The sequence below is a fragment of the Oerskovia gallyi genome (assembly GCF_014836745.1).
GTDB lineage: Bacteria > Actinomycetota > Actinomycetes > Actinomycetales > Cellulomonadaceae > Oerskovia > Oerskovia paurometabola.
Map to the genome: position 1 here is coordinate 213,472 of NZ_JACSQE010000006.1, position 23,475 is coordinate 236,946.

The window sequence follows — 23,475 nt, forward strand, 5'->3', positions numbered from 1 at the left end:
CGGGCGACACCGGCTAGAACAAGTATGTTCCCGACGTGCTTCCCTCCCGTCCCGCGCCGCAGGTCGCGCGGCGGGGGGAAGCAGGCCCGGTGGGTGGATCAGTAGAACGAGTACCCGAGGAGGTCCTCGTCGTCGGCGCCGGGTTCCCCCGCCCGCTCGCGGCGCGCAGCACGGGCCGCGCGCACGTCGTCGGGGTCCGGCTGGCCCTCGGCGAGCAGGGACGCGAGCAGCTCGGCCTCACGCGCGTCGCGCGCGGTGCGAAACTCCTCCCGGAAGGTCCGGGCGAAGCTCGTGGCCTTCTCCCCGATCGTGTTGACCTGGTCGGTGGCCTGGTCCACGAGCGAGGCGGGCGCGTAGCGCGCGACCACCTGCCGTCCCTTGACGACGACGACCACGGTGATCGCGACGCCGACGCCGACCCAGAAGACCCGACGCATCAGCGACCGGTCCGAGGTCCGGAGCCCGAACGGCCCGAGGCCCGCGCGAACGCCTGGCGCACGCCGTACGTGAACGCCGCGACCTTGACCAGCGGCGCACCGAAGGTCGCCGCGTACAGCCCCGTGAGGGCCGAGACGTTCTCGCTGACCTGCGCGGCCGACGTCGTGATCGTGTCGACCTTCACGAGCTGGCTGTTGGTCGTCGCGACGGTCGTGGCGGCCTCGTCGAGGATCGGCACCGAGTGGTCCGTGACCTCCTTGATGCTCACCCGGGCCTCGTCGAGCACCCGGCCGAGCTTGACCAGAGGAACCGCGAGGACCCCGACCAGCAGCACGAATGCGATGGCGGCGATCAGCCCGGCCACATCTCCTACGGACATCTCCTGCTCCTCCTTCGACGGCGCGACGCGACGGACGGCACGCCTCGCGAAACCTTACCCGGATGCACGAACGCCTCGCTCCCCGTCGAAGCGGTGAGCGAGGCGTTCGTGCACGGCGCGCGGCAGCAGCCGCGCAGGAGGATCAGCGAGCGTAGTACTCGACGACGAGCTGGACCTCGCAGGTCACGGGGACCTCGACGCGCTTGGGGCGACGCACCAGGACGGCGCTCAGCTTCTCGAGCTGGACGTCGAGGTAGGCCGGGACGGCCGGCAGGACGTCGCGGTGCGCACCGGCGGCGGCGACCTGGAACGGCGTGGTCGCCTGGCTCTTCGGCTTGACCTGGATCGTCTGACCCGGCTTCACCTTGAACGAGGGGCGGTCGACGATCTTGCCGTCGACGAGGATGTGGCGGTGGCCGACGGCCTGGCGCGCCTGGAGGATGGTGCGGGCGAAGCCCGAACGCAGCACGAGCGCGTCGAGACGCGTCTCGAGGTTCTCGACCATGGCCTCACCGGTCAGACCGGCGTCCTTGCGAGCGTCCTCGTAGGCGCGAGCCATCTGCTTCTCGCGGAGCGCGTACTGGGCGCGCAGACGCTGCTTCTCACGAAGACGCACCGCGTAGTCCGACTCGGTGCGGCGACGGGCGCGGCCGTGCTCACCGGGCGGGTAGGGGCGCTTCTCGAAGTGCTTGACGGCCTTGGGCGTGAGCGCGAGGCCCAGCGCGCGGCTCAGGCGAACCTGGCGGCGCGAACGAGTCACTGAAGACACAGTGTGTTCCTGTCCTGTCGTGTGTACTTGACGTCACACCCGTGCGGATTGCCGGGTGCGGGACCAGCCGATGAGCCCGCCGCGATCCGTGAGGATGCCCACCCGTCGACGCGAGTCGAGGATGACGTGCGGGGCTGCGGGGCCGAGGTCCCAGGCGGTTGCCGCTGCCCTGACGGGCGGAGACAACCTGAGAAGTCTACCGCACCGGGCGTGACGCCCGGTCCCTCGCCGGCCACGCTGCACGGCGCGGGACCCGCCAGGTGCCGCCGGGTGCCGGTCAGTCCCCGAGGATCTGCCGGATCCGGTCGAGGCGCTCGGTCACCGACCGCTCGAACCCGCGGTCGGTCGGTGTGTAGTAGCGCGTGCCTTGCAGGACGTCGGGCAGGTACTGCTGGCGCGCGACCGCGTGCGGGGCGTCGTGCGCGTACTTGTACCCCTTGCCGTGCCCCAGCTCCTTGGCCCCGGCATAGTGTGCGTCGCGCAGGTGCGCGGGCACCGTCCCGACCTTGCCCGCGCGCACGTCCGCGAGCGCCGCGTCGATCCCGAGGTAGGCCGCGTTGGACTTGGGTGCGGTCGCGAGGTGCACGACGGCCTCCGCGAGGATGATCCGGGCCTCGGGCATCCCGATGAGCGCGACGGCCTGGGCGGCCGCGACCGCGGTCTGCAGCGCGCTGGGATCGGCCATGCCGACGTCCTCCGCGGCCGAGATGACGATCCGCCGGGCGATGAACCGCGGGTCCTCCCCCGCGGCGATCATGCGCGCGAGGTAGTGCAGGGACGCGTCCACGTCGGAGCCGCGCACGGACTTGATGAAGGCGCTCGTGACGTCGTAGTGCTGGTCGCCGTCGCGGTCGTAGCGCACGGCGGCGACGTCGATCGCCCGCTCCATGGTCTCGAGGTCGACGACCACGGCGCCGTGGTCCTCGCCGGGCGTCCCGGCGGCCTCGCCCTCTCCCGGTGAGCCGTCCTCTCCCGGCGCGTCGTCCTGCCCGACGGCGTCGCTCGCGTCCGGCGCGTCGTCGTCGGGCTGGGCGGTGGTGCGCACGGGCGCGTCCGGGACCTCCGCGTCCGGGACCTCGGAGAGCGCGGCGCCCGCGGCGGCCTCGAGGATCGTCAGGGCCTTGCGGGCGTCGCCGCCCGCGAGGCGGACCAGGTGCTCCTCGGCCTCCTCCGCGAGGGTGACGGCCCCGCCGAGCCCGCGCTCGTCGACCAGCGCCCGGTGCACCAGGGCGCGCACGTCGCCCGACGTGAGGGACTTGAGCGTGAGCAGGAGCGAGCGCGAGAGCAGCGGGGAGTTGACCGAGAAGCTCGGGTTCTCGGTCGTGGCCGCCACGAGCGTGACCCAGCGGTTCTCCACGCTGGGCAGCAGCGCGTCCTGCTGGGACTTGGAGAAGCGGTGGACCTCGTCGATGAACAGGACCGTCTCCTCGCCGCCGGTCGCGAGGCGCCGACGCGCGTCGTCGATGACCTGACGCACGTCCTTGACGCCTGCGGTCACGGCCGAGAGCTCGACGAAGCGCCGACCCGAGGTCGTGGCGATCAGGTACGCGAGGGTCGTCTTGCCCGTGCCCGGCGGGCCCCACAGGATGACCGAGCCCGGCGCAGCGCGCGAGGCCCCCGGCCCGTCCACCTCGATGAGGCGACGCAGCGGCGAACCGGCGACGAGCAGGTGCTCCTGGCCGGCGACCTCCTCGAGCGCGGCCGGACGCATGCGCACGGCCAGCGGCGCGCCCGGTCCCGGGCGGGGGGTCCCCTGGGTGCCTGAGGTCGCGGCGTCGAACAGGTCCATCCCGGGAAGCATGTTCCGAGCCTACGCACCACCACCGACACTCCTCGACACGGCCCGCGCCGCACTCCGTGAGAGCTGCCCGCCCACACTGTGCACGGTCCGGCACGGCCCGGCGCGAGGTGCGATGCTGACGGGGTGTTCGAGAGCCTTGGCCGCGCCGTCGCCCACCGTCCCCGTCTGACCGTCGCCGTCTGGGTGGTGCTGACCGCCCTGGGGTTCGCCCTGGCCGTCGTGGGCGTCCACGGCGAGAGCCTGTTCGACCGCCTGACCACGGGCGAACCGTCGGTCCCCGGCTCGCAGAGCGAGCGCGGCACCGAGATCCTCACCGAGCAGACCGAGACGGGCGAGACGGTCTCGCTGCTCGTGAGCGGCGTCGACCCCGCAGACCCGGCCGTCGCCGAGGCCATGGCCCCCGTGCACCAGGAGCTCGCCGCGGTCGCCGGGGTCGAGACGGTCGTCGACCCGTACGTGATCCCCGGGGGCGTCACGACCGAGGCCGCACAGTCCCTCGTCGCAGCCGACGGCGACGGGTTCGTGCTGTCCGTGACGCTCGAGCCGGGCCTCGACGAGGACGCCCAGGCCGCGGCGGCGACCGACGTCGTCGGGATCCTCGAGGCCGTGCCCGCGGACCTCGCCGACGTGGCCCCGGACGCGGCCGGGCTCGTGTCGAGCAACGACCTGATCGTCGAGGCCATCACGTCCCAGGTCGAGAAGGACCTCACGACGGGCGAGATGATCGCGCTGCCCATCGCGCTGCTCGTCATGGTCCTGGTCTTCGGCGGGTTCCTCGCGGCCGCGATGCCCATGGCCGGGGCCATCGCCTCGATCGGTGCCGGGCTCGGCGTCCTCCTGGGCCTGTCCTACCCGTTGACCATCGACGCGTCGGTCGTGAACGTCGTGACGCTGCTGGGCCTGGGGCTCTCGATCGACTACGGGCTGCTCATCGTGTCGCGCTTCCGCGAGGAGCTGCACGCCCTCGACGACGCGTCACCGGGTCGCGCCACGCCCTCCGGGGACGCCCCCCCCGGCCCCGCTTACCGGCCCCGCGTGGCGGGGGGGTCCCCGACGGCCCGCGGGACCCGGCGCTCGCGGCGCCGCGACGCCGACGTGACCACCGCCGTCGTGCGTACCATGGCCACCGCCGGGCGCACCGTGGCCTTCTCGGCGCTGACCGTCGCGATCTCGATCGCGGGCCTCATGGTCTTCAAGCCCGACATCCTGCGCGCCATCGGCGCCGCCGGGCTGGCCGTCATCCTCATCGCCGTCGCGACCGCGATGACCCTCGTGCCCGCCCTGCTCGCGCTCGCGGGCCACCGGCTCGTCCGGCCCGGCGTCCTGAGCAAGGTCCCCGGGCTGCGCGCCGTCCTGGCCCGCACCGCCGACGTCCAGTCCGACGAGGGCTTCTTCTCCCGGCTCACGGGCCGCGTCCAGCGCCACCCGGTCTGGGTCATGCTCGCCACCGTCGCCGTCCTGGTGGTGCTCGCGCTGCCCGTGCTCGGCCTGCAGATGCGCAACTCGGGCATCGAGCTGCTGCCCCAGAGCTCGCCCCAGCGCGAGTTCGTCGACGAGCTCTCCACCCAGTTCCCCGCGTCCGCGAGCGCCGACGTCCGCGTCGTGACCGACTCCACGCCCGAGGAGGCCCAGGCCTGGGCCGACGACATCGCGGGCCTCGACGGCGTCGAGCGGGTGGACCCTGCGGTCCCCGTGGGCGACGACCACGCGCTCGTCGGGGTCCACCTCGACGCCGTCGACGCGGGCGGCCCCGAGGCCGTGGCCGTCGTCGAGGAGCTGCGCGCCCAGGACCCCGGGTTCACGTTCTACGTCACGGGGCAGGCCGCCGGGCAGGTCGACTTCCGGGCGGCGCTCGCGGACCGGGTGTGGTGGGCCGTGGGGATCGTGGTGGTCGCGACGTTCGTGCTGTTGTTCCTCATGACCGGCTCGGTCCTCATCCCGGTCAAGGCGCTCCTGACGAACGCACTGTCCCTCGCCGCGTCCCTGGGCGTGCTGGTGTGGGTGTTCCAGGAGGGGCACCTGGAGGGGCTGCTGGACTTCTCGTCGGCGGGCGGCATCGAGACGTACGTCGTGGCCCTGGTGATCGCGTTCGCGTTCGGGCTGGCCATGGACTACGAGGTGTTCCTGCTGTCCCGGATCAAGGAGCTGCACGACGCGGGCCTGTCCAACGACGAGGCCGTGCGTCTGGGGCTGCAGCGATCAGGGCGGATCATCACGTCGGCCGCGGCCATCATCATCGTGGTGTTCGCGGGCTTCGTGTTCGGTGAGCTGCTCGTCATCAAGGAGGTCGGCTTCGCGCTGGCCGTGGCGGTGTTCATCGACGCGACGATCGTGCGGATCCTGCTGGTGCCCGCGACCATGACGCTGCTGGGCCGGGCCAACTGGTGGGCGCCCAAGCACCTGAGGTGGCTGTACTCGAAGTTCTCGATCGCGCACTGACCCGGGTGAGCGTGCCCGGTCGCCCGGGTGCCGAGCGGCGGAACAGCTCGGTGCGGAGCAGCTGTCGAGAACGACGGGCGTTCGGCGACGACTGCTCCGCACTCAGCGGGACACGAGGGGCGGGCGCGGCTCAGTGCCGGCTCTCGAACTCCTGCACGACGGCGTAGCCCAGGCGCGTGTAGACGCGGCGGGCGGCGTCGTTGTCGGCATACATGCCCAACGTCACCCAGTCGGACTCGTCGAGCCCGGCACGGGTCACGACGGCCGTGGTGGCCGCAGCGATGCCGTGCCCACGCCACGCCGGGTCGGTCGCGACACTGCCCAGCGACCACGGGGCTCCGGGGACCGCCTGCCGGGCGCCGACGACGCCGCGCAGCACCCCGTCAGGGTCGCGCCAGCCCCACCAGCGCGTCAGCGGGTCCTCGGGGCTCATCTCCGCGAGCGGGTTCGCCACGTCCAGGCACGCGCGGACCTCGGCCGCCGCCGAGGGGCCGGTCAGCGCCTCGACGCGCTCCTCGCCCGGCTGGGGGGCGGGGGCCTCGCGGGTCGCGAAGAAGTCCCACGTCGAGACCGACTTCTCGCGGTCGGGCTCGCGCAGGATCGTCGGCAGGTCCTCGCTCGCGCACCGGTCCCCCAGGACCGTGAGGGTCCCGCGCGGCAGGCCCGCGCTCACGACGTGCTCCCCGAGCTCACCGTCCTGGGCCACGCGCGCCAGCAGGGTCGCGGTCGCCTCGGGCGAGCCCATGCCCCACAGGCCGACACGCTCGTGGTGAGCGCCGCCGTCGGGCACCTGCCCCTCACCGAGAGGGACGGGCGCCGCCACGCTCAGCACGCACGCGTGCTCGTCCTGCCACACCCCGCGCACGTCCCACTCGGGGAGGTCCACCAGGACAAAGGGGTGGGAGGCCCACCGGTCCCTCAGACCGGTCGAGCCTCCCAGCGTCCTTGCCTGCGTGCGGGTGTCCGGGGCGCTCACGCCTTCCCGGCGGCGGCAGGAGCATCGGCTGCGGCGTCGGGCGCCGCCTTGGGCTTCGCGTCGACGCCCGCCTCCTTGCGCTGCTGCGCCGTGATGGGCGCGGGCGCCTGCGTGAGCGGGTCGAACCCGCCGCCCGACTTGGGGAACGCGATGACGTCGCGGATCGACTCCGACTTCGTCAGCAGCGCCACGATCCGGTCCCAGCCGAACGCGATGCCGCCGTGCGGCGGGGCGCCGAACGCGAAGGCGTCGAGCAGGAAGCCGAACTTCTCCTGCGCCTCCTCCTCGCCGATGCCCATGACCGCGAACACACGCTCCTGGACGTCACGGCGGTGGATACGGATCGAGCCGCCGCCGATCTCGTTGCCGTTGCACACGATGTCGTACGCGTACGCGAGCGCCTCGCCCGGGTTCTGCTCGAACGTGTCGATCCACTCGGGCGTGGGCGAGGTGAACGCGTGGTGCACCGCGGTCCAGGCCGAGTTGCCGAGGGCGACGTCGCCCTCGTCGGCGGCCTCACCCGTGGGCTTGAACAGCGGGGCGTCGACGATCCAGACGAACGCCCAGGCGTTCTCGTCGATCTGCCCGGTGCGCTTGGCGATCTCCTGGCGGGCCGCGCCCAGCAGGGCGCGCGACTCGTTGGTCCGGCCCGCCGCGAAGAACACCGCGTCGCCCGGCTGGGCGCCGGTCGCGTCGCGCAGGCCCTCGCGCTCGGCGTCGGACAGGTTCTTGGCGACCGGGCCCGCGAGGGTCCCGTCCTCCTGGAACGTCACGTACGCCAGGCCCTTGGCCCCGCGCTGCTTGGCCCACTCCTGCCAGGCGTCGAACTGGCGGCGCGGCTGCGAGGCCCCGCCCGCCATGACGACGGCGCCCACGTACTCGGCCTGGAAGACGCGGAACGGGGTGTCCTTGAAGTAGTCCGTCAGCTCGACGAGCGGGTTGCCGAAGCGCAGGTCCGGCTTGTCCGACCCGTACAGGCGCATCGCGTCGTGGAACGTCATGCGCGGGATGGGCGTGGGGATCTTGTACCCGATGAGATCCCACAGCGCGACGAGGATCTGCTCGCCGAGCGCGATCACGTCGTCCTGCTCGACGAAGCTCATCTCGACGTCGAGCTGCGTGAACTCGGGCTGACGGTCCGCGCGGAAGTCCTCGTCGCGGTAGCAGCGGGCGATCTGGTAGTAGCGCTCCATGCCGGAGACCATGAGCAGCTGCTTGAACAGCTGCGGGGACTGCGGCAGCGCGTACCAGGACCCGGGGGCCAGGCGCGCGGGGACCAGGAAGTCGCGGGCACCCTCGGGCGTCGAACGCGTCAGGGTCGGAGTCTCGATCTCGACGAAGTCCTGCTCGTCGAGCACGCGGCGCGCGGCCTGGTTGGCCTTGGCGCGCAGGCGCAGGGCGTGGGCCGGGGTGGGGCGGCGCAGATCCAGGTAGCGGTGCTTGAGGCGCGCCTCCTCGCCGATGACCTCGGTGCCCTCGAGGGCCGTGGAGACCTGGAACGGCAGGGGCGCGGACTCGTTGAGCACGACGACGTCGCTCACCACGACCTCGACCTCACCCGTGGGGAGGTTCTTGTTCTCGTTGCCCTCGGGGCGACGGGAGACCACACCGGTGACCTGGAGCACGAACTCGGCGCGCAGCGGGTGCGCGATCGACTCGTCGCGGATGACGACCTGGGCGATGCCCGAGGCGTCGCGCAGGTCGATGAAGGCCACCCCACCGTGATCGCGGCGACGATCGACCCAACCGGTGAGGGTGACGGTCTGACCGATCTGCTCGGCCCGCAGGGAGCCGGCTGTGTGGGTGCGAAGCACGGAGAGAGTCCTTCCGGAACATGCCGGGGCGCACAGTGGCGTCCCGGGATGGGAGTGGGGAGTGCGCAGACGACGCACTCGGACGAGTCTAGTCTGTGGGCGGACCACGTTCAGGAGAACCCACCGGGAGGCACCCATGGCCAGGCGGATCGCGACCACGGACCGGATCGGACGCGTGGAGCTCGTCGCGTTCCTGCGCGCCAACCGGCGGGCCGTGCTGCTCACCCGGCGCGCGAACGGTGCCCCGCAGATGAGCCCCGTCACGTACGGGGTCGACGGCGAGGGGCGCGTCGTGGTCTCGACCTACCCCGACCGCGCCAAGGCCGTGAACCTGCGGCGCGACACCGCCGCGTCGCTGTGCGTCCTGGGCGAGGACTTCGACGACGCCTGGGTCCAGGTCGACGGCACGGCCGAGGTCATCGACCTGCCCGACTCGGTCGAGCCCCTCGTCGAGTACTACCGCTCGATCGCCGGGGAGCACCCCGACTGGGACGAGTACCGCCAGGCCATGGTCGCGCAGGGCAAGTCGCTGCTGCGCGTGACGATCACGGGTTGGGGCCCCGTGGCCACGGGCGGTTTCCCGGCACGGCTCGCGCAGGACTGAGCGCGGGCCGTCATGGCCCGGCCCGAGATGGTCAAGCGCTCGACGTCCCGCGCGACGCGTGCCGGACGACGTACTCCGGTCCGACGTCCACGGACAGCCACGCCCACTCCGACTTCGCGTCGTACGGCTCCCAGGAGACGGCGCACGCGAGGACCACGACCTCGCCGTCCTCGAGCGCGGGCAGGTTCCACTCGAGCCCGGGGCGCTCGGCGGTTCCCCGCTGGTCCTTGGCCGCACGTGGCAACCCGAGCCTGCGCGGCACGTCGTCCACCAGCGACAGGTCGCTCGCGAGCCCGGGGTAGTCGGACCTCCATCGCGTGGGACACAGCCCTCGGAGAACGAGGCCCCAGAGCCCCTCGCTGTCCGGCCCGCCGATGACCAGCTCCGTACGACCGTCGTCGGCCGCGAGCGCCGCGAGGTGCTGTCCGTCGACGATCCCGACGTCGAGCCCGACGCGTCGATCAGCCATCTGGACGCGCAGGCTCGTCTCGACGAGCGCTCCCAGCGCCTGGACGCGCCAGGCGACTCCCCAGGTCGTGGCCGGAGACCTTCCCTCCTTGTCGAAGGTCGGCAGGGGCGTGAGGATCTGCTCGAGCGACCAGGAGGGGCCGCGACGGTGCAGCAGCCGGCCGCCGGCAGGCAGGGCGAACGCGGAACCAGGAGCGCTTCCCGTGTCTCTCCCGGCGCACCGAGCGGACAGGACGACGTCCCCGAACGGGGTCCGGACGTGCGACGCCACGTCCCCCAGGGCAGGCAGCCCACGAGAGGTCGGCCAAACGAGTGTCATGGTGCGAGAGCGTAGTCCTCCTCACGCGAGCCTGGCCTAGAAGAGCAGCTGCTCGGCGCTCGCGGACGCGCTCGTGCCCGCGCGTCCTGACGGTCTGGCGCTGACCCGGTGCTGCGTCACCAGGCTCCCCGCCGGATAGGCCCCCTCGTCGTGCCGCGCTCTCTCGCCAGGGGTCTCGGGGTGCCACGCGGTCCGGGCGTGCCCGGACGTGCGTGCCTGGGCCCGGTGACCGGCGCTCGCGAAGCCGCGCTCGACGAGCAGCGGCCGCACGCGGTCCCACAGCCAGTCGCGGTACGCGCGGCTCGCGTACGACCCGCCCGCGTAGACGCGCTCGTAGCCCGAGACCCGCTCGGGGTGGTCGCGGCGCAGCCAGGCCATGAACCACTCGCGGGTGCCGGGCTTGAGGAACAGCGGGAGCACCGTGGCGCCCGTCGCGCCCGCCTCGTGGACCGCGTCGAGCAGGCGCGTGAGGTGGTCGGTCGAGTCGGTGAGCCACGGCAGCACGGGGGCGATCATGACCCCGCACGGCAGCCCCGCCGCCCGGGCGGCGCGGGCGAGGTCGAGGCGGGCGCGCGGCGTGGGGGTGCCGGGCTCGACGGCCTGCTGGAGGTCCTCGTCGACGAAGGCCAGGGAGACCCCGATGCCGACGTCGACGTGCTCGGCCGCCTGCGTTAGACGCGGCAGGTCGCGGCGCAGGAGCGTGCCCTTGGTGAGGATCGAGAACGGCGTACGCGAGGCCTCGAGCGCGTCGATGATCCCCGGCATGAGCCGGTAGCGTCCCTCGGCGCGCTGGTAGGGGTCGGTGTTGGTGCCGAGCGCGACCGCGTCGCCCGTCCAGGACGGCTTGGCGAGCTCGGCCCGCAGCACCTCGGCAACGTTCATCTTCACGACGATCTGGCTGTCGAAGTCCTCGCCGGGGTTCATGTCGAGGTAGCGGTGCGAGGGGCGGGCGAAGCAGTTGTGGCTGATGACACCGTTCGCGATGAAGTCCCCCGTCCCTGTCGTGAGATCGAGGAGGTCACGCTCTTCCCCGATGTCCTCGACCGATCTGACCTCTAGCGGCGCGCCTGACTTCACGGCGAGTCCTGTCACCGCGAGCTTCCTGCTGATCGCAGGATCGACGATCCGAAAGAACCGCATCCGCGCCGCGAGTCCGCCCACGATCCTGATGGTGGAGACCCCGTTCTCCCGGGATGGCTCGCGCACGAACGGAACCTCGATCACCGTGAGCGCGTCGCTGATGCGCCCAAGGATCTCCTCGTCCTTGTTCGAGATGCGCAGAACCCCCCGTGAGCAGCCGCCCTCCGCGTCGAAGATCCCCGCAAGATAGCCGATGGCCCATTCGCGCTCCACCTCTGGCGGCCAGCTGATGAGCGCCTGGATCGCGTCGAAGTGCGCGGACCTCGACGTGAAGATGGCCATGATCGATCGTCTCGTGGTGGACCCGGGGCTGAACGGTCGCATCGTGGTGGTGATGCCCGCCTGCTCGAGAAAGTCGCGCGATCTGTCGAGGGCTTCCCGGTCCGCCAGTGCGAGCCGAAACATGCTGACGTTGTTGAGGTTTCCGTCGCGGCGCCGGTAGGTCCTCCTGAGCAGCATCCCGTCGCCACGGATCATGCCCGTGAGATAGCCGCGCCGGTAGGCCGCGTCGTCCCGGGAGGCCGGGTGCTTCTCCAGATCGCCCGTCCCGAATCCCATCAGCTTGTTGTTCGTCGTCAGATATGGTCGCTGGCCCGCCCCGCACTCACCGGGGGCGACGTGCTTCCAGCCGCGGTCCGTGAGAAACCTGTGATCGCCGCTCGCCGTGAGACGCGTCCCGTCCTCGAGCGTGATGGTGAAGGCTCGCTTGCGTGTTGCCCAGACGTCTTCGACTGTCGTGAGGACATAGCGCCTGTACCGACCGCGGACCTCGGTTCCGACGACCTGGTCGCCCGCCCGGATGTCACGCAACGGCACCTGACGCCCGTCACCACGAAGGATGAGCGTGTCGGGGCCGAGGCAGTAGGAGCACGCATGGGAGCATCCGCGGTACGGGTTGATCGTCCAGGTGAACGGCATGCGGGACTCCCCCGGCACCTTGGACAGCGCGCTCTTGGCGAGCACCTCGTGGAACGTGACCCCGGCGAACTCCGGGGTGCGCACGGTCCGCACGAGCCCCGCCATGCGCCCGAGCCCGGGCAGCGCGCCGTCGTCCGCCGTGATCGCCTGCCCGTCCCACCTCATCGCCCCATTCGAACACATGTTCGAGCCGGTTGTCGACGCGGTCGCCGTCGGCGTGACCTTCGGCCGGGAGACGTCCGAGGCCTGGATCGTCGCCCGCACCACCGGGCACGCACACGTGAGGCCCGGCAGGGTGTCCCCTGCCGGGCCTCACACGCGTCCGGGTCAGCACCCGGGCAGCGGGCTCACTCCCCCGCGGGCACGACCCGAGGCCACAGGTCCTCCGCCGACGGGGCCCACGTCGCCGGGTCCGCAGCGACCTGCTCGCCCGAACGGATGTCCTTGACCTGGTGAGCGACGACCTCGCCGTCCGCACCGATCCCCGCGGGGAACCACACGAACGGGATGCCGCGACGGTCCGCGAACTTGATCTGCTTGCCGAACTTGGCCGCACTCGGCGCGACCTCGACCGGGATGCCGCGCGAGCGCAGCGCCACCGCGACCGCGTCCGACGCGGGTCGCGTCTCCTCGCTCGTGACCGCGACCACGACCGCGCTCGGCACCGACCGCGTCGAACGGACCAGGCCGGCGCTCAGCAGCCGCGACACCAGGCGCGAGACGCCGATCGAGAGCCCCACGCCCGGGTAGGTGTTCGCGCCGTCCGAGGCCAGGGTGTCGTAGCGCCCGCCCGAGCAGATCGACCCGAGCTGCTCGTGCCCCACCAGGACGGTCTCGTAGACCGAGCCCGTGTAGTAGTCCAGGCCGCGCGCGATCTTCAGGTCCGCGACCACGACCCCCGGCGCCCGCACGGCCGCCGCGTCGATCAGCGCCGACAGCTCGCGCAGGCCCTCCTCGAGCAGCTCCGAGGTCACGCCGTGCTCGGCCGCGAGCGCCCGCACCCGCTCCGCGACGCTCGCGTCCGAGCCGGAGATCGCCGCGAGCGCCAGGCACGCGGCCGCCTGCTCGGGCGTCGCGCCCGTCTCGGCGACCAGCAGCGCACCGACCTTGTCCGGCCCGATCTTGTCGAGCTTGTCGATCGAGCGCAGCACGCCCTCGACGTCGTCCAGGCCCAGCCCGCGGTAGAAGCCCTCGGCGACCTTGCGGTTGTTCACCAGGATGCGGACCTCGGGCACACCGATCGAGCGCAGCTCGCCCAGCGCCTCGGCCATGACCAGCGGCAGCTCGACCTCGAAGTGGTAGGGCAGCTCGCCCGCACCCACGACGTCGATGTCCGCCTGCACGAACTCGCGGAAGCGCCCGTCCTGGGGGCGCTCGCCGCGCCACACCTTCTGGATCTGGTGGCGCTTGAACGGGAACGCCAGGTGCCCGGCGTTCTCCAGCACGTACCGCGCGAACGGCACGGTCAGGTCGAAGTGCAGGCCGAGCTGCTTGTCCCCCTTGCCACCTCGGTCCGCCGCGGCCCCCTCGGACGAGTCGGCCTCCTCCTGGAGGCGGCGCAGCACGTACACCTCCTTGGAGGTCTCGCCCTTGCGCAGCAGCTGGTCCAGGGGCTCGACGGCCCGCGTCTCGATCCCCGCGAAACCATGGAGCTCGAACGTGCGACGCAGCGTGTCGAGCACGTGCTGCTCCACGACGCGTCCAGCAGGGAGCCATTCGGGGAAACCGGAGAGAGGTGTAGGTCGGGCCATGGGACCCGATCCTTCCAGACGTACCGACCGAACGAGCAATCGATTCACAGGCCCCGCAGGTACGGGTTGGTGCGGCGCTCGCGGCCGATCGTCGTCAGGGGCCCGTGACCAGGAACCACCTCGAGGGAGTCGTCGAGGTGCCCGACGACGTCGCGCAGGGTGCGCTGCATCGTCTCGCCGTCTCCCCCGGGCAGGTCGGTCCGCCCCACCGAGCCGGCGAACAGGACGTCTCCGGCGAGCACGATCCCGGCCACCTGGCCGTCGCCCGCGCCGCCGCCGTCCTGGTCCCCTGCGGCGACCGGGAGGTAGAGCGTCGAGCCCTGGGTGTGGCCCGGCGCGTGCAGGGCGTCGACCAGGACGCCGCCCAGGTCGAGCCGTACGCGCGGGTCGGCCACCGACGTGCCGCCGGGACCGCGCACCAGCGAGGCACCGGACCCACCGCCCGAGCCGAACGTCCGCACCTCACGGGGTTCCTGGTAGTCCTCGATCCTGGCGCCACCTGCCGCGAGCGCCGCGGCCAGCGGCCCGCTCGTGAGCGGCCCGTCCGCCGGGGCCCCGTGCTCGATCGTGCCGAGCGGGTCTGCGAGCCGGTAGGCGTCGCCCGCGTGGATCCACAGCGGCACCCCGTAGAGGTCGCACAGCTCGGCGGCGTCCCACGTGTGGTCGGCGTGCCCGTGCGTCGCGAGGACCGCGGTCGGCGCCAGGCCGTGCTCCCGCACCAGCTCCGCGACTCCCGAGGCGACCCCTGCCCCGGCGTCGACGATCACGCACGGGCGAGCGACGCCGTCGGGCAGCGTGCCGCGCGCCCCGGGCGCGACGATCGTGCAGTTGGTGCCGAACACGGGTGCGACCACGAGAAAGACGTCCATGCCAGGACAGTACCGACCTCACAAACAGGACACCTGATACCGGACCGTGACCTGAATGGCGGAAAGTCACCGCGCCGGAACGCTCCCGATGCCTAGACTGTCCTCTGAAACCGTGGACCACCCGTGCAATCACGCGCCTTCGCGCCGGCACGCGGACCTGCCCGTGGCGTGAGACGAAGGAGTTGGGGTGTCAACGAGCAAGCGCGAACGCGAGCGTGCCCGCCTGCGTGAGCAGAAGTGGACCCAGCGCCAGGCCACGGCTCGCGCCCGCAGGCGTCGGGCGTGGACGATCGCCGGCGCGGTCGCCGGGGTCGCGGTCGTCGCAGGAGTCACCGTGCTCGCCGTCAACGCCAACGCCCCCGACAAGACGTTCACCCTGCCCCCGGCCTCCGCCGCGCAGGACCGCGAGTGGACGGGCGAGCTGCGGACCAGCGCCGGAGACGTCGCCTTCACGCTCGACGGGCAGGCCGCCCCCCAGGCCGTCGCGAACTTCGTCTCGCTCGCCCGCGAGAAGTACTTCGACGGGACCGACTGCCACCGGCTGACCACCGAGGGCATCTTCATCCTGCAGTGCGGAGACCCCACGGGCACCGGCACCGGGGGCCCGGGCTACGAGTTCGGGCCCGTCGAGAACGCCCCCGAGGACGGCCTCTACCCGGCCGGCACCATCGCCATGGCACGGACCGAGGCCGGTACCGACACCATGGGCAGCCAGTTCTTCCTCGTCTACGAGGACACCACCTTGCCGACCACCACGGGCGGGTACACCGTCTTCGGCAAGATCACATCCGGCTTGGACGTCGTCCGAGCAGTCGCTGACGCGGGCACAGCGGACGGGACCGGCAACGGCTCCCCCGCCACCCCGGTCACCATCGAAGGAGTTGAGACCCAGTGAGCGAGAGCACCGAGAACCACGCGAACTCTCCGGCGCAGGCATCCGAGGAGGCCCCCGCGACGGAGCAGGTCGAGGTGCCGGCGGTCGCTGAACCGACCGAGGCCGCGCCCGCGACCGACGCGCCCCAGGCCGCGACGGACGCGCCCGCCGCAGCGAGCGACGAGGACGCCGCGCCCGTCACGGACGAGACTCCTGCCGAGACGCCCGACGCCCCGGCCAGCGAGGCGACCCCGACCGAGACTGCGGTCGAGACCGAGGTCGCAGCGCCCGAGGCCCCCCAGGAGGAGGTCTCTGCCGAGGCCTCCGCAGAGGTCACGGGCGAGGCCGCACCGGCCCCGAAGCCGGCCGCCGCGCCCAAGCCCTCGGCCGCGCCCAAGCCGAGCGCGATCCCGGTCCCGCGTCCCCCCAAGCCGGGGACCCCGGCTCCCGCCGCCCCCGCTGCGGCGACCATCGCCCCGGCTGCGGCCGCCGCGGTCATCCCCGACGACAGCGCGGCCGCCAAGGCGGCCGCGGGCTTCGGCCGCGTCGACGAGGACGGCACGGTCTTCGTGACCGAGGCCGCGGGCGAGCGCAGCGTCGGACAGTTCCCCGGGGTCACCCCCGAGGAGGCGCTCGCGCTGTACGTGCGCCGCTACCTCGACCTCCAGGCCAAGGTCGCGCTCTTCGAGGCGCGCCTGACCGGCACGGACCTGTCCGTCAAGGAGATCGACTCGACCCTCGCCAAGCTCACCGAAGAGACCGCCGAGCCGTCCGCCGTGGGCGACCTCGACGGCCTGCGCGCGCACGTCGAGTCCCTGCGCACGGTCGCGGCCTCGCGCCGCGCCGAGCTCGAGGCCGAGCGCAACGCGGCCAAGGAGGCGGCGCTCGCGGCCCGCACCGAGATCATCGAGGCGGCCGAGAAGATCGCCTCGACCGATCCGTCGCGCATCCAGTGGCGCCCGGCGGGCGAGGAGCTGCGCAAGCTGCTCGACCAGTGGAAGGACGCCCAGCGCAACGGGCCGAGGATCGACCGGACCAGCGAGGAGGCGCTCTGGAAGCGCTTCAGCCACGCCCGGACGGCCTTCGACCGCGAGCGTCGGCACTACTTCGCCGAGCTCGAGCAGCGCAACTCCTCGGCCAAGGAGGTCAAGGAGAAGCTGGTCCAGCGGGCCGAGGCCCTGCAGAACAGCACGGACTGGGGTGCGACGGCAGGCGCCTTCCGCGACCTCATGACCGAGTGGAAGGCCGCCGGGCGCGCCAACCGTCGCGACGACGACGCCCTGTGGGCACGTTTCCGCGCGGCCCAGGACGCGTTCTTCCAGGCCCGTGACGAGCTCAACGCCGCCACGGACGCCGAGTACGCGCAGAACCTCGTGGTCAAGGAGGCTCTCCTGGAGCAGGCCGAGAAGCTCGTGCCGGTCACGGACCTGGCTCAGGCCAAGGTCGCGCTGCGCGACATCCAGGAGAAGTGGGAGGACGCGGGCAAGGTGCCGCGTGCGGACGTCCAGCGCGTCGAGGCCCGCCTGCGCGCGGTCGAGACCGCGGTCCGTGACGCCGAGCAGTCGCAGTGGTCGCGCTCGAACCCCGAGACGCGTGCCCGCGCCGAGGGGGCCGCCGCCCAGCTCGAGTCCGCGATCGCGGGTCTCGAGGAGGACCTGGCCGCTGCGACGGCCAAGGGTGACAAGCGCAAGATCGCCGAGATCGAGTCGGCGATCACGGCTCGTCGCGCGTGGCTCGAGCAGGTCGTCAAGGCTGCCGAGGACTCGCGCGGCTGATCCCGCACCGCACGAGGGGCCCGTGGGGGCCTGTGGACGAACGCCTTGTCCACAGGCTCGCGCGGGCCCCTCGCGCATGCCCGGGCCGAGCGTCAGGCTGGGGGCCGTGACCACGCTGCTCTCGCTCCCTGCCGTTTCCTCGGTTCGCGTCCGCACGCCCGCGGACGTCGCCATGGACGTGCGTGTCGAGGACGCGCCGCTGCTGGTCCGTCCCGAGCACGTGGGCGGTCGGGTCGCCTGGACGGACCTGGTCCGCTGCGGTGCGCTCGTCCGGGTCCGGGAGGACACCGCCGTGCGCCCGACGACGGAGCTCACCCCCGCGGTCCGCGCGCTCTCCCTGGCCCCCCTCGTGCCCCCACGCACCGTGGTGGGCGGCACGAGCGCCGCGTGGGTCCACTGCGGCTTCCCTGGGGACTGCGTGGTCGAGGTCGTGCACCCGCTGGGCGTCCACCGCCCGCCGCCGCGCCACGGCCGGGTCGCCCGTCAGAGCGCCCTGCTGCGCCCCGAGACGATCGAGCTCGGGACGGTCCTCGTGACGAGCGTCGAGCGGACCGCGGTGGACGTCGCGTGCCTGACGGACCCGCGGCTCGCGGCCCCCGTGCTGTCCGCCCTGCTGCAGGGGGCCGGGCTGGACGTCCGGGCCGCCCTGCGGGTCCTGGACCTGCGTCACCGGCGCACGGGCCGTCCGCGCGCTCGGGCGCTGCTCGCTGACCTGTTGAGCGCGTCCACGCCCCAGGACGCCGGGTCGTCGCCGGGCGCCGGGGCGACCCCGCGTCTACCGTGAGGGGATGCCTCGTTCCACGACCCCGGCGGTCGAGCTCGACGTCGACGGGCGCACCGTGCGCGTCACGAGCCCCGACCGTGTCGTCTTCCCCGGCCGCGGGCTGACCAAGCTCGACGTCGTCACCTACTTCCAGTCCGTCGGGCCGGGCATCCTCGCGGCGCTGCGTGAGCGTCCCACGACGCTCGAACGCTGGCCCAAGGGAGTCTTCGAGGGCGCGCGGCTGAGCACCCGCACGGACAACAGCGGCGACGCGTTCTACCAGAAGCGCATCCCCCAGGGGGCCCCGGACTACGTCGAGACCGCCAGGATCGCGTTCCCGAGCGGCCGCACGGCTGACGAGGTCCGACCGACCGAGCTGGCCGTGGTGCTGTGGGCGGCCAACCTCGGGACCCTGACCTTCCACCCGTGGCCCGTGACGGGCGCGGACGTGGAGTCTCCCGACCAGCTCCGCATCGACCTGGACCCGCAGCCCGGCACCGACTACTCGGACGCCGCACGCGTCGCCCCGCACCTGCGGGAGCTGCTGGGCGAGCTGGGTCTGGAGGGCTTCCCCAAGACGTCGGGCGGCCGCGGGCTGCACGTGTTCGTCCCGGTCGAGCCGCGCTGGAGCTTCGTGCAGGCGCGCCGCGCGACGATCGCGATCGGGCGCGAGCTCGAACGCCGCCTGCCCGACCAGGTCACCACGAAGTGGTGGAAGGAGGAGCGCGGGGTCAAGATCTTCGTCGACTACAACCAGATGGCGCGCGACCGCACGATCGCCTCGGCGTACTCGATCCGTTCGAACGCCCGGGCCACGGTCTCGGCGCCGCTGCGCTGGGAGGAGGTGCCCGACGTCGGGCCGGACGACTTCGACGTGCTGACCATGCCTGCGCGCTTCGCGGAGGTGGGCGACCTGCACGCACGCCTCGACGCCACGGCCCCCGAGCCGCGGTTCTCGCTCGAGCAGACGCTCGAGCTCGCAGCACGCGACGAGCGCGACCACGGCCTGGGCGACCTGCCCTACCCGCCAGAGCACCCCAAGATGCCCGGCGAGCCCAAGCGCGTGCAGCCCAGCAAGGACGCCTCGCGACACGAGGAGCACCCGTCGGACGCCTGACCCCTCGGCGTCCCGGCGGCGCCGGCAAGGCGGCCTGAGCGACCTTCTGGGGACAGGTCAGCGCCGTAGGCACCCCCGGGACCGCCTGACCCACCGCCACCAGCCCCCACGCAGCCCTCACGCCACACCCGGCGCCCCCGGCAGCAGCTCGTCGAGGCGATAGCTCACGGGCTCCTCGAGCTGGTCGTACGTGCACGACGACGGCTCGCGGTCCGCGCGCCAGCGCCGGAGCTGGACGGTGTGCCGGAACCTGGTGCCCTCCATGTGGTCGTACGCGACCTCGAGCACCTTCTCGACCCGCAGCGGGACGAACGACAGGTCCTTCGAACCGCTCCAGCGTGACTGTGCGCCGGGCATGCGCCCCGTGCCGGGGCTCTCCCACCCGGCCCACGGGTGCTCGGCCGCGTCGGGGCTGCCGGGATCGAGCACGAGCGGAGCCAGCTCGTTCACGAGCTCGGCCCTGCGCGCCCTGGGGAACGACGCCGCGACGCCCACGAACTGCAGGCCCCCCGCGTCGTCGTACAGCCCCAGCAGGAGCGACCCGAGCAGCGGTTCCTCGGGAGTCGAGGTCTTGTGCAGGCGGTAGCCCGCGAGCACGACGTCGGCCGTGCGCTCGTGCTTGACCTTGAGCATGACGCGCTTGTTCGGCTGGTAGGGCGCCGCGAGCGGCTTGGCGACGACGCCGTCGAGCCCGGCGCCCTCGAACGCCTCGAACCACTCCTGCGCGACCGCCCGATCCGTGGTGCGCGGGGTCAGGTGCACGCGCGGACCGTCGAGCCCCAGGCCCGCGAGCAGCTCCTGGCGACGGCTCAGCGGCTCGGCCGTGACGTCGTCGTCGCCCAGCGCCAGGAGGTCGAAGACCACGAGGCTCGCCGGTGTCTCCGCCGCCAGCCGTGCGACGCGGGAGGCCGCGGGATGGATGCGCTGCTGGAGCGCCTCGAAGTCGAGCCGGCCCCCTTGCGGGAGCACGATCTCGCCGTCGACCACGCACCGCTCGGGCAGGGCGTCGAGCACGGCCGCCACCACGTCGGGGAAGTACCGCTCCATGGGCTTGGCGCTGCGGCTGTCGAGGCGCACCTCCTCGCCGTCGCGGTACACGATCGCCCGGAACCCGTCCCACTTGGGCTCGAACACCAGCCCGCCCTCGACCGCGGCGGGGTCCGGGACGCCCGAGACCGACTTCGCGAGCATGGGCAGCGTGGGCGGCAGCACGGGCAGGTCCATCCCCCGATGCTGCCACCGGCAACGCGCGGGCACCCGCCGAACGGCGAGCGACGCCGTCGGGCCGTGCCCACCGCAGCGCTGCCGTATCAGGCCGGCAGCTGAGGGCGCTCCTCCGCCTTGGAGCCCGTGATCCGGTAGACGTCGAACACGCCGTCGATCTTGCGGACCGCGGACAGGACCGTGGCCAGGTGCCCGGGCTCGGCCATCTCGAACACGAAGCGGGACATCGCGACCCGGTCGTTCGACGTCGAGACCGTCGCGGACAGGATGTTGACGTGGTGGTCCGACAGGACCCGGGTCACGTCCGAGAGCAGGCGCGAGCGGTCGAGCGCCTCGACCTGGATCTGGACCAGGAACAGGGCGTTGCCACCCGTCGTCCAGTCGACCTCGACGATGCGCTCGGGCTGGTTGCGCAGCCCCACCACGTTGGCGCAGTCCGCGCGGTGGACGCTGACGCCCTGGCCGCGCGTGATGAAGCCGATGATCTCGTCGCCCGGCACCGGGGTGCAGCACTTGGCGAGCTTGACCCAGATGTCGTCCACGCCCTTGACGACCACGCCCGGGTCGCCCGTGCGGGGGCGACGTGAGGTGTGCCCGGGGCGGGCGACCTCGGCGAGGTCCTCGGACGCGCCGTCCTCGCCGCCCATGGCGTGCACGAGCTTCTGCACGACGCTCGCGGCCGAGACCTGCCCCTCGCCGATCGCCGCGTACAGCGCCGAGACGTCGGGGTAGCGCATCTCGTTGGCGAGACCCACGAGGGACTCGTGGCTGAGCAGTCGCTGGATCGGCAGGTTCTGCTTGCGCATGGCCTTGGCGATCGCGGTCTTGCCGTGCTCGACGGCCTCCTCGCGGCGCTCCTTGGAGAACCACTGGCGGATCTTGTTGCGGGCACGCGGGCTGGAGACGAACGCGAGCCAGTCCCGGCTGGGTCCCGCCGTCTCCGACTTGGACGTCAGGACGTCGACGACGTCGCCGTTCTCGAGCGTGGAGTCGAGGGGGACGAGCCGGCCGTTGACGCGCGCACCCATGGTGCGGTGGCCGACCTCGGTGTGCACGGCGTACGCGAAGTCGACGGGGGTCGAGCCTGCGGGCAGCGCGATGACGTCGCCCTTGGGCGTGAAGACGTAGACCTCGGCGCCGCCGATCTCGAAACGCAGCGAGTCGAGGAACTCCGAGGGGTCCGCCGTCTCCCGCTGCCAGTCGACGAGCTGACGCAGCCACTGCATGTCGGTCGAGGCGGTGTCCGGAGCGCCGCTCGACTTGGCGACCTCCTTGTACTTCCAGTGGGCCGCGACCCCGTACTCGGCACGCCGGTGCATGTCGTGCGTGCGGATCTGGATCTCGACGGGCTTGCCACCAGGGCCGATGACCGTGGTGTGCAACGACTGGTACATGTTGAACTTCGGCATCGCGATGTAGTCCTTGAACCGCCCGGGGACGGGGTTCCATCGCGCGTGCAGGGCGCCGAGCGCCGCGTAGCAGTCCCGCACGGTGTCCACCAGGACTCGTGCGCCGACCAGGTCGTAGATCTCCGCGAAGTCGTGCCCGCGCACGATCATCTTCTGGTAGATCGAGTAGTAGTGCTTGGGGCGCCCGGTCACGGTCGCCTTGATCTTCGCGGTGCGCAGGTCCGCGGTCACCTGCTCGCGGACCACGGCGAGGTACTCCTCGCGGGCCGGCGCGCGCTCGGCGACCAGGTGCACGATCTCCTCGTACACCTTGGGGTAGAGCGTCGCGAACGACAGGTCCTCGAGCTCCCACTTGATGGTGTTCATGCCGAGGCGGTGCGCGAGCGGCGCGTAGATCTCGAGGGTCTCGCGGGCCTTGCGCTCGGCGGAGGACGACGGGACGAACTTCCAGGTCCGGGCGTTGTGCAGGCGGTCGGCGAGCTTGATGACGAGCACGCGGATGTCGCGGGCCATGGCCACGACCATCTTGCGCACGGTCTCGGCCTGCGCCGCGTCGCCGTACGTCACCTTGTCGAGCTTGGTGACGCCGTCGACCAGCATGGCGATCTCATCGCCGTACTCCTCGGTGAGGCGTTCGAGCGAGTACTCGGTGTCCTCGACCGTGTCGTGGAGCAGTGCGGCGGCGAGCGTCGCACCGTCGAAGCCGAGGTCGGCGAGGATCGTCGCGACCGCGACGGGGTGCGTGATGTAGGGGTCGCCGCTCTTGCGCAGCTGGCCGCGGTGGGCCTTCTCCGCGGTCGCGTACGCACGCTCGATGACCGAGAGGTCGGACTTGGGGTGGTTGGTCCGCACCGCTTGGAGCACGGGTTCGAGCGCGGGGATGCCGCCCTGGCTCCCCCGGACGCCGAACCGCACCAACCGTGAACGTACCCGTGCTGCCGAGGACTGCCCGCTGTCGCTCGTGGACCGACCGGTCCGTGTCTCTTCGCTCATGCGTGCCTCCTCACCCTGATCGCCGGAGAACCTCGACGTCCGTCGGAGTGGCAATCCTACGACTCCACGCGCAGGAGCGTGTCGACCTGGCGGCCCGCGAGCCGTTCGCGACCCCCCAGGCCGTCGAGCTCGAGCAGGAACGCGACGCCCACCACGACCCCGCCGCAGCGTTCGACCAGCTCGGCGCCGGCTGAGGCGGTCCCGCCCGTGGCGAGGACGTCGTCGACGACCAGCACCCGCGCGCCGGAGGTCAGCGTCCCGGTGCGCAGCTCGATCGAGGCGGTGCCGTACTCGAGGTCGTAGGTCACCGTCTCGGTGGGCGGAGGGAGCTTGCCGGCCTTGCGCAGCGGCAGGAAGCCGACGCCGAGGCGGGTCGCGAGCGGGGCGCCGATCAGGAAGCCGCGGGCCTCCAGACCGGCGACGAGGTCGACGCCCCCCGCGGCGAAGGCCGCGAGGGAGTCGACCACGTCGCCGAGCGCCCTGCCGTCGGCGAGCAGACCGGTGATGTCACGGAACGTGACGCCGGGCTGGGGGTAGTCCGGGACGTCGCGGATCAGTCCGAGGACCTCGGCCGCGCGCTCGTCCCCCAGGCCGGTCAGCCCGACGGGAAGGATGCTGCTGGCGCTCATGAGGGG

19 protein-coding genes are annotated in these 23,475 nt (G+C 72.4%); 6 read left to right on the forward strand and 13 right to left on the reverse strand.

The window, feature by feature from the left end; translation table 11 throughout:
* Positions 1-98: 98 nt before the first annotated feature.
* From H9640_RS09490 to H9640_RS09505, 4 genes are all read right to left on the reverse strand, one after another.
* Complete coding sequence (locus H9640_RS09490; RefSeq protein ID WP_191790462.1) at positions 99-437, reverse strand: hypothetical protein; 339 nt, start codon at positions 435-437, stop codon at positions 99-101.
* Positions 437-817: a DUF948 domain-containing protein gene (locus H9640_RS09495; protein WP_191790463.1), complete on the reverse strand. Its 381-nt coding sequence runs from the start codon at positions 815-817 to the stop codon at positions 437-439. The genes H9640_RS09490 and H9640_RS09495 overlap by 1 nt, the downstream gene beginning before the upstream one ends.
* Positions 818-959: 142 nt before the next feature.
* Positions 960-1,586, reverse strand: coding sequence for a 30S ribosomal protein S4 (rpsD, locus tag H9640_RS09500; RefSeq protein ID WP_191790464.1), 627 nt, complete (start codon positions 1,584-1,586; stop codon positions 960-962).
* Positions 1,587-1,863: 277 nt separating this feature from the next.
* Positions 1,864-3,375, reverse strand: a complete 1,512-nt coding sequence (locus H9640_RS09505; RefSeq protein ID WP_191790525.1) for a replication-associated recombination protein A — start codon at positions 3,373-3,375, stop codon at positions 1,864-1,866.
* Positions 3,376-3,510: 135 nt separating this feature from the next.
* On the opposite strand from H9640_RS09505, the gene H9640_RS09510 reads away from it, so the two are divergent.
* Positions 3,511-5,826 (forward strand): MMPL family transporter, encoded by a 2,316-nt coding sequence (locus tag H9640_RS09510; RefSeq protein WP_191790465.1) that lies wholly within the window; start codon positions 3,511-3,513, stop codon positions 5,824-5,826.
* Between the two features lie 130 nt (positions 5,827-5,956).
* Here H9640_RS09510 and H9640_RS09515 read toward each other — a convergent pair whose 3' ends face one another.
* On the reverse strand, positions 5,957-6,712 hold the full coding sequence (locus H9640_RS09515; RefSeq protein ID WP_318243721.1) for a GNAT family N-acetyltransferase: 756 nt from the start codon (positions 6,710-6,712) through the stop codon (positions 5,957-5,959).
* A gap of 86 nt (positions 6,713-6,798) precedes the next feature.
* Positions 6,799-8,616 carry an aspartate--tRNA ligase gene (aspS, locus tag H9640_RS09520; RefSeq protein ID WP_191790466.1) on the reverse strand — a complete coding sequence of 606 codons (1,818 nt, stop codon included), beginning with the start codon at positions 8,614-8,616 and terminating at the stop codon, positions 6,799-6,801.
* A 136-nt stretch (positions 8,617-8,752) separates the two neighbouring features.
* On the opposite strand from aspS, the gene H9640_RS09525 reads away from it, so the two are divergent.
* Positions 8,753-9,220: a PPOX class F420-dependent oxidoreductase gene (locus H9640_RS09525; RefSeq protein WP_191790467.1), complete on the forward strand. Its 468-nt coding sequence runs from the start codon at positions 8,753-8,755 to the stop codon at positions 9,218-9,220.
* 31 nt (positions 9,221-9,251) lie between these two features.
* Here H9640_RS09525 and H9640_RS09530 read toward each other — a convergent pair whose 3' ends face one another.
* The 4 genes from H9640_RS09530 to H9640_RS09545 form a co-directional block, all read right to left on the reverse strand.
* Complete coding sequence (locus H9640_RS09530) at positions 9,252-10,007, reverse strand: hypothetical protein (protein ID WP_191790468.1); 756 nt, start codon at positions 10,005-10,007, stop codon at positions 9,252-9,254.
* A gap of 36 nt (positions 10,008-10,043) precedes the next feature.
* Positions 10,044-12,230 carry an intein-containing Rv2578c family radical SAM protein gene (locus H9640_RS09535; protein WP_191790469.1) on the reverse strand — a complete coding sequence of 729 codons (2,187 nt, stop codon included), beginning with the start codon at positions 12,228-12,230 and terminating at the stop codon, positions 10,044-10,046.
* A gap of 182 nt (positions 12,231-12,412) precedes the next feature.
* On the reverse strand, positions 12,413-13,816 hold the full coding sequence (hisS, locus tag H9640_RS09540; protein WP_191790470.1) for a histidine--tRNA ligase: 1,404 nt from the start codon (positions 13,814-13,816) through the stop codon (positions 12,413-12,415).
* A 44-nt stretch (positions 13,817-13,860) separates the two neighbouring features.
* Entirely contained in the window at positions 13,861-14,685 is an 825-nt protein-coding gene (locus tag H9640_RS09545) for an MBL fold metallo-hydrolase (RefSeq protein ID WP_191790471.1), read from the reverse strand.
* Positions 14,686-14,872: 187 nt separating this feature from the next.
* Here H9640_RS09545 and H9640_RS09550 point away from each other — a divergent pair, with 187 nt between their 5' ends.
* From H9640_RS09550 to ligD, 4 genes are all read left to right on the forward strand, one after another.
* Complete coding sequence (locus H9640_RS09550) at positions 14,873-15,580, forward strand: peptidylprolyl isomerase (RefSeq protein ID WP_191790472.1); 708 nt, start codon at positions 14,873-14,875, stop codon at positions 15,578-15,580.
* The gene (locus tag H9640_RS09555; protein WP_191790473.1) at positions 15,577-17,334 is read left to right on the forward strand and encodes a DUF349 domain-containing protein; all 1,758 of its coding nucleotides are present in this window, start codon (positions 15,577-15,579) and stop codon (positions 17,332-17,334) included. Before H9640_RS09550 ends, H9640_RS09555 begins: the two co-directional genes overlap by 4 nt.
* A gap of 106 nt (positions 17,335-17,440) precedes the next feature.
* Positions 17,441-18,118 (forward strand): hypothetical protein, encoded by a 678-nt coding sequence (locus H9640_RS09560; protein ID WP_191790474.1) that lies wholly within the window; start codon positions 17,441-17,443, stop codon positions 18,116-18,118.
* A gap of 4 nt (positions 18,119-18,122) precedes the next feature.
* Positions 18,123-19,214, forward strand: a complete 1,092-nt coding sequence (gene ligD / locus H9640_RS09565) for a non-homologous end-joining DNA ligase (RefSeq protein ID WP_191790475.1) — start codon at positions 18,123-18,125, stop codon at positions 19,212-19,214.
* A 117-nt stretch (positions 19,215-19,331) separates the two neighbouring features.
* Here the strand turns inward: ligD and H9640_RS09570 are convergent, their stop codons facing one another.
* From H9640_RS09570 to H9640_RS09580, 3 genes are all read right to left on the reverse strand, one after another.
* Complete coding sequence (locus H9640_RS09570; RefSeq protein WP_191790476.1) at positions 19,332-20,438, reverse strand: ATP-dependent DNA ligase; 1,107 nt, start codon at positions 20,436-20,438, stop codon at positions 19,332-19,334.
* 86 nt (positions 20,439-20,524) lie between these two features.
* Positions 20,525-22,840, reverse strand: a complete 2,316-nt coding sequence (locus H9640_RS09575) for a RelA/SpoT family protein (protein ID WP_191790477.1) — start codon at positions 22,838-22,840, stop codon at positions 20,525-20,527.
* Between the two features lie 56 nt (positions 22,841-22,896).
* Complete coding sequence (locus tag H9640_RS09580; protein WP_191790478.1) at positions 22,897-23,469, reverse strand: adenine phosphoribosyltransferase; 573 nt, start codon at positions 23,467-23,469, stop codon at positions 22,897-22,899.
* Positions 23,470-23,475 lie beyond the last annotated feature (6 nt).